At 61.8% G+C, this 9,439-nt stretch carries 9 protein-coding genes; 5 read left to right on the top strand and 4 right to left on the bottom strand.

Translation table 11 applies throughout. The features are described 5' to 3' along the window. Positions 1 to 18 precede the first annotated feature (18 nt). Positions 19 to 810 (bottom strand): dienelactone hydrolase family protein, encoded by a 792-nt coding sequence (locus J4E53_RS28420; RefSeq protein WP_060741045.1) that lies wholly within the window; start codon positions 808 to 810, stop codon positions 19 to 21. Between the two features lie 144 nt (positions 811 to 954). Here J4E53_RS28420 and J4E53_RS28415 point away from each other — a divergent pair, with 144 nt between their 5' ends. From J4E53_RS28415 to J4E53_RS28405, 3 genes are all read left to right on the top strand, one after another. Then, a complete protein-coding gene (locus J4E53_RS28415) occupies positions 955 to 1,554 on the top strand; it encodes a hypothetical protein (RefSeq protein ID WP_103311089.1) in 600 nt (199 codons plus the stop codon). A 105-nt stretch (positions 1,555 to 1,659) separates the two neighbouring features. Next, positions 1,660 to 2,337: a response regulator gene (locus J4E53_RS28410; protein ID WP_013694070.1), complete on the top strand. Its 678-nt coding sequence runs from the start codon at positions 1,660 to 1,662 to the stop codon at positions 2,335 to 2,337. Further along, the gene (locus J4E53_RS28405; RefSeq protein ID WP_103311087.1) at positions 2,334 to 3,680 is read left to right on the top strand and encodes an ATP-binding protein; all 1,347 of its coding nucleotides are present in this window, start codon (positions 2,334 to 2,336) and stop codon (positions 3,678 to 3,680) included. The genes J4E53_RS28410 and J4E53_RS28405 overlap by 4 nt, the downstream gene beginning before the upstream one ends. 143 nt (positions 3,681 to 3,823) lie before the next feature. Here J4E53_RS28405 and J4E53_RS28400 read toward each other — a convergent pair whose 3' ends face one another. Further along, positions 3,824 to 4,822, bottom strand: coding sequence for an AraC family transcriptional regulator (locus J4E53_RS28400; RefSeq protein ID WP_103311085.1), 999 nt, complete (start codon positions 4,820 to 4,822; stop codon positions 3,824 to 3,826). A gap of 332 nt (positions 4,823 to 5,154) precedes the next feature. Between J4E53_RS28400 and J4E53_RS28395 the strand changes: the two genes are divergently transcribed. Both J4E53_RS28395 and J4E53_RS28390 read left to right on the top strand, forming a co-directional pair. Next, positions 5,155 to 6,507, top strand: a complete 1,353-nt coding sequence (locus tag J4E53_RS28395; protein WP_060741049.1) for a dicarboxylate/amino acid:cation symporter — start codon at positions 5,155 to 5,157, stop codon at positions 6,505 to 6,507. Between the two features lie 210 nt (positions 6,508 to 6,717). After that, positions 6,718 to 7,899, top strand: coding sequence for a CaiB/BaiF CoA-transferase family protein (locus J4E53_RS28390; RefSeq protein WP_103311084.1), 1,182 nt, complete (start codon positions 6,718 to 6,720; stop codon positions 7,897 to 7,899). Between the two features lie 115 nt (positions 7,900 to 8,014). Here the strand turns inward: J4E53_RS28390 and J4E53_RS28385 are convergent, their stop codons facing one another. Beyond that, entirely contained in the window at positions 8,015 to 8,509 is a 495-nt protein-coding gene (locus tag J4E53_RS28385; RefSeq protein WP_003204703.1) for a SprT family zinc-dependent metalloprotease, read from the bottom strand. Between the two features lie 148 nt (positions 8,510 to 8,657). Further along, positions 8,658 to 9,260, bottom strand: a complete 603-nt coding sequence (locus J4E53_RS28380) for a Yip1 family protein (RefSeq protein WP_039591896.1) — start codon at positions 9,258 to 9,260, stop codon at positions 8,658 to 8,660. Positions 9,261 to 9,439: the final 179 nt, after the last annotated feature.

Genomic DNA, 9,439 nt, shown 5'->3' with positions numbered 1-9,439 from the left:
CGCCACAAAGGTTATGCGTCAGTCAAAGATTTTCTTGAAGAACTTCTGCATGTCCGCCCACGACTTCTCGTCGGCTTCCTTGTTGTAGCCAATGTCCGGCCCGCCATGTTCGCCGTGGCTCAAGCGGTCGGCGTCAGGGTTGCTGAAGCCGTGCTTGGCGCCTTCGAGGCTGACGAATTTATAGTCGGCGCCGGCCTTATCCATTTCGCTCTTGAACGCGGTGACGTTGTCCTGGGTGACCATGCTGTCCAGCGCGCCGTGCTCCACCAGTACCTTGGCCTTGACGCTGCCCGGCGTGGCCGGGGTGTTGGTCACCAGCGCACCGTGGAAGCTCACCACGCCGGCCAGCGGTACACCCTGGCGCGCCGCATCCAGCACCACCTTGCCGCCGAAGCAGTAGCCGATGGCGGCGAGTTTGTCCGGATCGGTCTGGGGCTGTTTCTTCAGCAGGTCGAGACCGGCCTGGAAGCGGGCGCTGGCGGCTTTGCCGTCCTTGAGTGCCGCCTGCATGAAGGCCAGGGCGTCCTTGGGGTGCTCGGTGTTCTTGCCGTCGCCGTACATGTCGATGGCCAGGGCGCTGTAGCCCAGGCCCGCGAGGTCACGGGCGCGGCGCTTGGCGTAATCGTTCAGCCCCCACCATTCGTGCACCACCACCACACCCGGGCGCGGACCTTTGACGGCGTCGTCATAAGCGTAGTAACCGATCAGCTGGGTGCCATCGGCACTGGTGTAGGGGATCTCCTGGGTCTGGATGGCGGCGTGGCTCACGCCGCTCATGGCCAGAAGTACAACAGCAAGCAGCCTGCGCATGACGGATCTCCTTATGAAAGTGGTCCGCACAGATTAGCCGATTCATTCAGCGCAGGTTCAGAGAACGTTCAAGGGGTGTTCAGGGAGCGCTGGTTAACGTGACAGCGACTTCACACACCACCCATGCTTCAAAGGAGCTCGACCATGACTCAGATGAAAAAACTGTTGCTGGCTTTCACCGTGCTGGGCGCCAGCGCCTTGGCCCACGCCGATGACAACTTCGCCAGCCTGACCCTCGGCCAGACCAGCGACAAGGTCAAGAAATCCGACGCCCTGGATGCCAACCTGAACCATCCGAACGCCGACGGCATCATCGGCAAGGACACCACGTATGGCCTGCGCCTGGGCAAGCAGAACGACCAGGGACGCTACTACGCCACCTACGACAACGTCTCGGGCACCCACAACGGCATCAAGCTGCGCCAGGAAAACCTGCTGGGCAGCTACGATGTGTTCCTTCCGGTCACCAGCAGCACCAAACTGTTCGGTGGCGGCACGGTGGGCCTGACCAAGCTGACCCAGGATTCGCCCGGCTTCAGCCGCGACAGCGACATCGGCTACGCGGTAGGCCTGCAGGGCGGCGTGCTGCAACAAATTTCGCAGAACACCTCGGTTGAACTGGGTTACCGTTACCTGCGCAGCAACGCCAGTACCGAGATGAGCCCGCACGGTGGTGACAAGGTCGGTTCGCTGGACCTGACCAGCAGTGCCCAGACCTACCTGTCCGCCAACTACACGTTCTAAGCTGGCCAGGGTGGGTGTATCCAGCCGGATCGGTCGAAGACGATCCGGCGCCTTTCGTTGAGGTGCGCCGCGCGCGATTGTTTGATTTGCCTGGGGAGAGGCTCCATGAAATTACTGGTCGTCGAAGACGAAGCGCTGTTGCGTCATCACCTGCAGACCCGTCTCACCGACAGCGGCCATGTGGTGCAGGCTGTGGCCAATGCCGAAGAGGCCTTGTACCAGGTCCGGGAATTCAACCACGACCTGGCGGTGATCGACCTCGGCCTGCCGGGTATCAGCGGGCTGGAGCTGATCCGCCGGCTGCGCTCACAGGACAAGACGTTTCCGATCCTGATCCTGACCGCCCGCGGCAACTGGCAGGACAAGGTCGAAGGCCTGGCCGCCGGTGCCGACGACTACGTGGTCAAGCCGTTTCAGTTCGAAGAGCTGGAGGCCCGGTTGAACGCCTTGTTGCGTCGCTCCAGCGGCTTCACCCAATCGACCATCGTCGCCGGGCCGTTGCTGCTGGACCTCAACCGCAAGCAGGCGTCCCTTGGCGAGGAGCCACTGGCGTTGACGGCCTACGAATACCGCATCCTCGAATACCTCATGCGCCATCACCAGCAAGTGGTGGCCAAGGACCGCTTGATGGAGCAGCTCTACCCCGATGACGACGAGCGCGATCCCAATGTCATCGAAGTGCTGGTAGGGCGCCTGCGCCGCAAACTGGAGGCCCCGGCCGGCTTCAAGCCCATCGACACCGTGCGCGGCCTGGGTTACCTGTTCAACGAGCGCTGCCAGTGATTCGTTCGCTTCGGCTGCGGCTGATGCTGGCCGCGATGACCCTGGCGGTGCTGTTCATGCTGGCCTTGTTGCCGGCCATGCAAGGCGCGTTCAGCCTGGCGTTGCAGGAATCCATCGAGCAACGCCTGGCCTCGGACGTGACCACGCTGATTTCCGCCGCCCGGGTGGAAAACAACCGCTTGAAGATGCCGACGCAGTTGCCCGATGAGCGCTTCAACCTCGCCGATGCCCGCCTGCTGGGCTACATCTATGATCGTGAGGGGCGGTTGGTCTGGCGGTCGAAGGCCACCCAGGAAGAAAACATCAATTACACGCCGCGCTATGACGGCCAGGGCAACCAGTTTGCCCGCATTCGCGAGAACGACGGCCAGGAGTTTTTTGTCTATGACGTCGAGATCAAGCTGCTTGGCGGCCAGAACGCGGCGTTCAGCATCGTTACCCTGCAACCGGTGCGCGACTACGAAGTGACCTTGCAGGGGCTGCGGGACAATCTCTACCTGGGCTTTGGCGCGGCCCTGGCGGTGTTGCTGGCGCTGTTATGGATCGGCCTGACCTGGGGCCTGCGGGCGTTGCGGCGCCTGAGCCAGGAGTTGGACGAAATCGAAAGCGGCGCCCGGGAAAGCCTCAGTACCGAGCATCCCCGGGAACTGTTGCGCCTGACCGGTTCCCTCAATCGCTTGCTCTACAGCGAACGGGAGCAGCGCAGCCGTTATCGCGATTCCCTCGATGACCTGGCCCACAGCCTGAAGACCCCGCTGGCGGTGTTGCAGGGCGTCAGCGAAGACATGGCCCGGCGCCCCGAGGACCGTGGCCAGGCCTGGGTGCTGCAAATCCAGATCGAGCGTATGAGCCAGCAGATCGGCTACCAGTTGCAGCGCGCCAGCCTGCGCAAAAGCGGGTTGGTGCGCCATCAGGTGCGCTTGCGCCCGGTGCTGCAAAGCCTGTGCGACACCTTGGACAAGGTCTATCGCGACAAGCGGGTCAATGTGAGTTTCGATTTGCCGGAGCACTGCCAGGTGCCGATCGAACAGGGTGCGTTGCTGGAGATGCTCGGCAACCTGCTGGAGAACGCCTATCGACTGTGCCTGGGCGAGGTGCGTGTCAGCGTGCACCAGACCCTCGGCGGCACGGAGTTGAGCGTCGAGGACGATGGGCCGGGCGTGCCGCCGGATCAACGTGCGCGGATCCTCCAACGGGGCGAACGGCTGGACCGTCAGCATCCGGGGCAGGGCATTGGCCTGGCGGTGGTCAAGGACATCATCGAAAGCTACGGCGCCCGGTTGAACCTGGGGGATTCGGAGCTGGGCGGGGCGGCGTTCCGGATTCATTTTCCGGTGGTTTGACTGGGATGTTTTCGGTGTGTTTGCGGGCCTCATCGCGAGCAAGCTCGCTCCCACAGGGATTTGTGAGCGCCGAAAATCCAATGTGGGAGCGAGCTTGCTCGCGATGAGGCCCGTCAGCACACCACAAAAAACCAATCAGGAAATCAGTTCTCCAACTCCCTGTAGGCCCCCGGCGTCAGCCCCGTCCACTTCTTGAACGCCCGGTGAAACGCCGACGGTTCGGAGAAACCCAACTGCTCGGCAATCTGCTGCAACGACAAATCCGCACGCCCCAAGTGGTAGATGGCGATATCCCGCCGCAACTGATCCTTGAGCTCCTGGAAGCTGGTGCCTTCCTCCCGCAGATGCCGGCGCAAGGTCTGCGGGCTGATGTGCAAGTGGGCGGCGACGGTGTCCAGGTCGGGCCAGCGTGCCGTGTCGCGGCTGAGCAGGCGGCGCAGCTGGCTGCTCAGGCTGTGGCCATCGTCCGGGCGTGACAGCAGGTCGGCGGGGGAGTGTTCGAGGAACTGCTTGAGGGTGCGTTCGTCCTGCAACAGCGGCATGTCCAGGTAGCGGCTGTGGAACAGCAGGCTGCTGCCGGGCGCGTCGAATACCAGCGGGTAGGGGAACAATAAGTCGTATTCGGCCCCGTGGGCGGGCCTGGCATAGCCGAAAGTCACCTGCTCCAGGCCTATCCGCTGGCCGATCAGCCAACTGGCGAGGCGATGCCAGACCACCAGCAGGCTTTCAGTCAGGAAGTGATCGGGGTCCCACAACGTCGAGTCGTCCAGCACCAGCCGCACCCGTTCGCCTTCGGTTTCCAGCGTCAGGCGCGGGGCGTCGGGGAACAGACTGTAGAACAGCAAGCCGCGCTGAAGGGCCTTGCCCAGGGTCCGACAGTGGATCAGCGCGTGACACATCATGGCAAACGTTCCGGGTTTACTCGGCGCCCGGCCGAATCCCAGGTATTCGTCCTCCATTGCCAGCCACAACGCTTGCAGCAGGCGGGCGAACTGTTCCGGCGCGATGCGCGCACGCGGTTCATCCAGCAGTTCAGGGCTGATGTTCAATTGTTGCAGCAAGGGAAAATAGTCGAAGCCTTGCCGACGTGCGCCGCCCAGGGCAGCGCGGGCGAAGTGGCTGGCGATCGTGCGTTGGCGCATGGCAGAAATCCGTCCGTTAAGCGGGCGAATGGTAGCAGGGGCTTGAGGCTGGACAAGGCGGATATCCGCCAAATCCCGGAGCGCGGGATGGTCTGTAGGCGGAAATCCGCCACTTACACGCTGCGTTTAGTCGCGTGTGGAAACCGCAAGCCCGTCTGCTATACCGGGTGTAGGGCATTTCGCAAAAATGGCACGCGCTTTGCGATGCGTTGGATAGGTCTGCCGCGTGCAGCCGAAAAAAACAAATCCCTCCAGTGCAGGAGGGTTCGCAATTGAGGTGCCGTGGACGACAGGTGGAAGTCGTCATGCGGGACTCTTGAGGAAGGTTTGCCATGACGACTCGTCAGCCACTGTACAAATCCCTGTATTTCCAGGTGATCGTAGCCATTGCCATCGGTATTTTGCTCGGCCACTTCTACCCGCAGACCGGTGTTGCCCTCAAGCCATTCGGCGACGGGTTCATCAAACTGATCAAAATGGTCATCGCCCCCATCATCTTCTGTACCGTCGTCAGTGGTATCGGCGGCATGCAGAACATGAAATCGGTGGGCAAGACCGGCGGCTACGCGCTGCTGTACTTCGAAATCGTTTCCACCATTGCCCTGCTGATCGGTCTGGTCGTGGTCAACGTCGTGCAACCGGGCGCCGGCATGCACATTGACGTATCGACCCTGGACACCAGCAAGATCGCCGGTTTCATCTCGGCCGGTAAAGACCAGAGCATCATTGCCTTCATCCTCAACGTGATCCCGAACACCATCGTCGGCGCGTTCGCCAACGGCGACATCCTGCAAGTGCTGATGTTCTCGGTGCTCTTCGGCTTCGCCCTGCATCGCCTGGGTGCCTACGGCAAGCCGGTGCTGGACTTCATCGATCGCTTCGCCCACGTGATGTTCATCATCATCAACATGATCATGAAGCTGGCTCCACTGGGCGCGTTCGGTGCCATGGCGTTCACCATCGGTGCCTACGGTGTCGGTTCGCTGGTGCAACTGGGCCAGTTGATGATCTGCTTCTACATCACTTGCGTGGTGTTCGTGCTGGTGGTGTTGGGCGCCATCTGCCGCGCCCACGGCTTCAGCGTCATCAAGCTGATCCGCTACATCCGTGAAGAACTGCTGATTGTGCTGGGTACTTCCTCCTCGGAATCGGCCCTGCCACGCATGCTGATCAAGATGGAGCGCCTGGGTGCCAAGAAATCTGTCGTAGGCCTGGTGATCCCGACTGGCTACTCGTTCAACCTCGACGGTACTTCGATCTACCTGACCATGGCGGCGGTGTTCATTGCCCAGGCCACCGATACCCCGATGGACCTGACTCACCAGATCACCCTGCTGCTGGTGCTGTTGCTGTCGTCCAAAGGTGCTGCTGGCGTGACCGGTAGCGGCTTCATCGTACTGGCGGCCACCCTGTCGGCCGTAGGTCACCTGCCGGTGGCTGGCCTGGCGCTGATCCTGGGTATCGACCGCTTCATGTCCGAAGCCCGCGCCCTGACCAACCTGGTGGGCAACGCTGTCGCCACCATCGTGGTTGCCAAGTGGGTCAAGGAGCTGGACGAAGACCAGCTGCAGACCGAGCTGGCTTCCGGTGGTCGCGGTATCTCCGACGTTCGTGAAGATGACGAGCAGATCGCGGCGGCGCAGATTGCTGCGGCTGAGACCTCTGCTCCAGGCACTGTGAAGTAATCTTCAGGCTGCAATGAAAAACCCGCTTCGGCGGGTTTTTTTATTGGCAGAGCTCTCCAGTCGAGGAGGCTTCTGTGGTGAGGGTGCAAGCGCCCTCACCACAACAGCTCTCACGCTGAGCGCAATGGTCATCCAGACTGGCACCTGCGGTAATTGCCCCACCGCCAGTCCCTGCCTAGTCTCTAACCATCCCCCCTTCGGAGACCACCCATGCAAGGCCCACTGGCATCGCTCAAGGTTCTGGATTTCTCGACCCTGTTGCCTGGCCCGTTCGCCTCGCTGTTGCTGGCGGACATGGGGGCCGAGGTGTTGCGCATCGAGTCGCCGACCCGTCAGGACTTGTTGCGGGTACTGCCGCCCCATGACCAGGGCGTATCGGCCAGCCACGCCTACCTCAACCGCAACAAGCGCAGCCTGGCCCTGGACCTCAAGCAGCCGGAAGCGTTGGAGGTGGTCACGCAGTTGCTGGGGGACTACGACATCCTGTTGGAACAGTTCCGCCCCGGTGTGATGGAGCGGCTGGGCCTGGGATACGAAGCCTTGAAAGCCATCAATCCGCGGCTGATCTACGTGTCGATCAGCGGCTACGGCCAGACCGGCCCTTATAAGGATCGCGCCGGCCACGACATCAATTACCTGGCCCTGGCGGGGCTGGCCAGCCACACCGGCCGTGCCGACAGCGGGCCGTTGCCGCTGGGCATTCAGGCGGCGGATATCGCCGGTGGTTCATTGCACGGGGTGATCGGACTGTTGGCGGCGGTCATCGCCCGTCAGCAGACCGGTCAGGGCCAGCACCTTGACGTGAGCATGACTGACTGCGTGTTCAGCCTCAACGCCATGGCCGGCGCCGGTTACCTGGCCTGCGGTGTGGAACCGGGTTGGGAGAATCAGATGCTCAACGGCGGCAGCTTCTACGACTATTACCGCACCCGAGACGGTCGCTGGATGTCGGTGGGCAGCCTGGAACCGGCCTTCATGCAGGCGCTGTGCGAGGCTTTGGGGCGGCCGGAACTGGCGGCCCAGGGGCTGTCGCCCAAGCCTGAGCAGCAACAGGCCCTGAAGCAGGCATTGCAAACCGAGTTCGAGAAGCATGATTTTGCCGAACTGTGCGACGTGTTTGCCGGGATCGATGCCTGTGTCGAGCCGGTGCTGAGCCTGGAGGAGGCTGTCCGGCATCCGCAGTTACAGGCTCGGGAGCTGGTGAAACAGGTGCCCCGAGGGGATGGTTCGAGCCAGGCGCAGATGGCCTGTCCGTTGCGGTTTTCAGACGGTCTGCCCGAGCCTCGCCATATTGGCGTGGAGCTGGGAGCGCATACGGATCAGGTGCTGGGGGCGTTGGGGTTCAGTGCGCTGCGGATTGCCGAATTGCGTAGGAGCGGGGTGGTTTTGTAGGGCCGCAAGGCCGCCATCGCGAGCAAGCTCGCTCCCACACTGGATCTTTGGCGTTCACGGATCCTGTGGGAGCGAGCTTGCTCGCGATGAGGTCAGCCCAGACACCACAAGAGCATTATTCCACCCGCGTTTCCCCACTGAACACCAAGGTATTGCGACAGCTACGGCACAAATACCGCCGCCCCTGGCGCACCAGGCTGTGGCGCTGGGCCGAGAACGGGAAGTCGCTGCCATCGCAAGGGCACTTGTAGATGTAGCGGGTCACACTGCGGCGTTTGATTTCGTAGGTGTGGCAACGGTTGGGCGGCAGTTCGTACACGCCGCGCATGATCAGTTGCCATTCTTCGCCATGGGGCTGGATGCGTTCGCCAAACAGTTGGTGGGCGATCAGGTGCGCGACTTCGTGGGCGACGGTCTGCTTGAGGAAGTCTTCGGCGTTTTCCCGGTACAACTGTGGATTGAAGCGCAGCAGGTTTTCATGCAGGTGCGCGACACCGGCCTTCTGGCCACGCAATTTGAAGCTGACCACCGGGCGTTTGAAAGGACGTTTGAAAAAGGATTCGGCTTGTTGGTAACACTCTTCGACGCGGGTATTGAGTTGCTCGAGCATGCTTTACGGGTCTCCAGAAGCCCGAGTATGCCGCAAGCGTCGGCCGTTGCGAATCGCCCAGGCGCCCAGTGGTCGTTTCAAACACAGGAAGGCCGCCTTGCGGCGGCCTGTGTCGGCAGATCCTGCTTTTTTATTGGAGGGCACTACGTCAATTGGTATAGACCGGGCCGACGCCCAGCCCCCAGACGATCACCGTGAACGCCATGATGGCCACCAGCACCACCAGGCCGACCGCGAGCACCGAACTGGAAAACAGAAAACCTTCGTCCTGGGGAATGTTCATGAACGTCGGCAGGCCGACGTACAGCAGGTAGACGGTGTAGCAGATTGCCGCCGTGCCGACGATCATCCCTAGCCACATGTGCGGGTAGAGCGCCGCCAGGCCGCCGATGAACAAAGGTGTCGCGGTGTAGGTGGCAAACGCGACGCAACGGGCCAGGCTCGGATTGGCGTCGTAGGTGCGGGCCATCCAGTGGATGAAGGCACCCATTACCGCCACGCCGCCCAACATGGCCAGGTACGACATGATGGTCATCCACAGCGCGCTTTCCTGTGTGAGCATGACCGGTGGACGATTGCCGATGACCCATCCCACCTGCGTGGTGCCGATGAATGCCGATACGGCGGGGATGGCCGCCAGGATCAGCGTGTGGGTGAGGTACATGTGGCTGATGCTTTCCTCCTGATCGCCACGGATTTCTTTCCATTCTTGATCAGGGTGGGTAAAGAGCCCCACGACATGATGGATCATAGTCAGTCACTCCTTTGTTATTGCCATCGCCCCCCAACGGAGCGCCTACGGGCCAAACGGCCAAGTAAGTAAAGGTCTGGATATGTGTGCGACCTTATGTCGCAGTATAGAAAGGAGTTACCCCGAGGGGGATGGGGGGCTTAGAGCAAATCGCGCTGTAACGGAATGGGTTAATCGCG

The sequence above is a fragment of the Pseudomonas sp. FW305-28 genome (assembly GCF_017351395.1).
In the GTDB taxonomy this organism is placed as follows: domain Bacteria; phylum Pseudomonadota; class Gammaproteobacteria; order Pseudomonadales; family Pseudomonadaceae; genus Aquipseudomonas; species Aquipseudomonas fluorescens_AA.
The sequence above is the reverse complement of the archived record's forward strand: the minus strand, read 5'-3'. Positions and strand labels throughout refer to the sequence as shown.

Bases quoted from the DNA above. Each gene is read 5' to 3' on its own strand.
- J4E53_RS28420 (WP_060741045.1), bottom strand. From the start codon at position 810: ATGCGCAGGCTGCTTGCTGTTGTACTTCTGGCCATGAGCGGCGTGAGC.
- J4E53_RS28415 (WP_103311089.1), top strand. From the start codon at position 955: ATGACTCAGATGAAAAAACTGTTGCTGGCTTTCACCGTGCTGGGCGCC.
- J4E53_RS28410 (WP_013694070.1), top strand. From the start codon at position 1,660: ATGAAATTACTGGTCGTCGAAGACGAAGCGCTGTTGCGTCATCACCTG.
- J4E53_RS28400 (WP_103311085.1), bottom strand. From the start codon at position 4,822: ATGCGCCAACGCACGATCGCCAGCCACTTCGCCCGCGCTGCCCTGGGC.
- J4E53_RS28395 (WP_060741049.1), top strand. From the start codon at position 5,155: ATGACGACTCGTCAGCCACTGTACAAATCCCTGTATTTCCAGGTGATC.
- J4E53_RS28390 (WP_103311084.1), top strand. From the start codon at position 6,718: ATGCAAGGCCCACTGGCATCGCTCAAGGTTCTGGATTTCTCGACCCTG.
- J4E53_RS28385 (WP_003204703.1), bottom strand. From the start codon at position 8,509: ATGCTCGAGCAACTCAATACCCGCGTCGAAGAGTGTTACCAACAAGCC.
- J4E53_RS28380 (WP_039591896.1), bottom strand. From the start codon at position 9,260: ATGATCCATCATGTCGTGGGGCTCTTTACCCACCCTGATCAAGAATGG.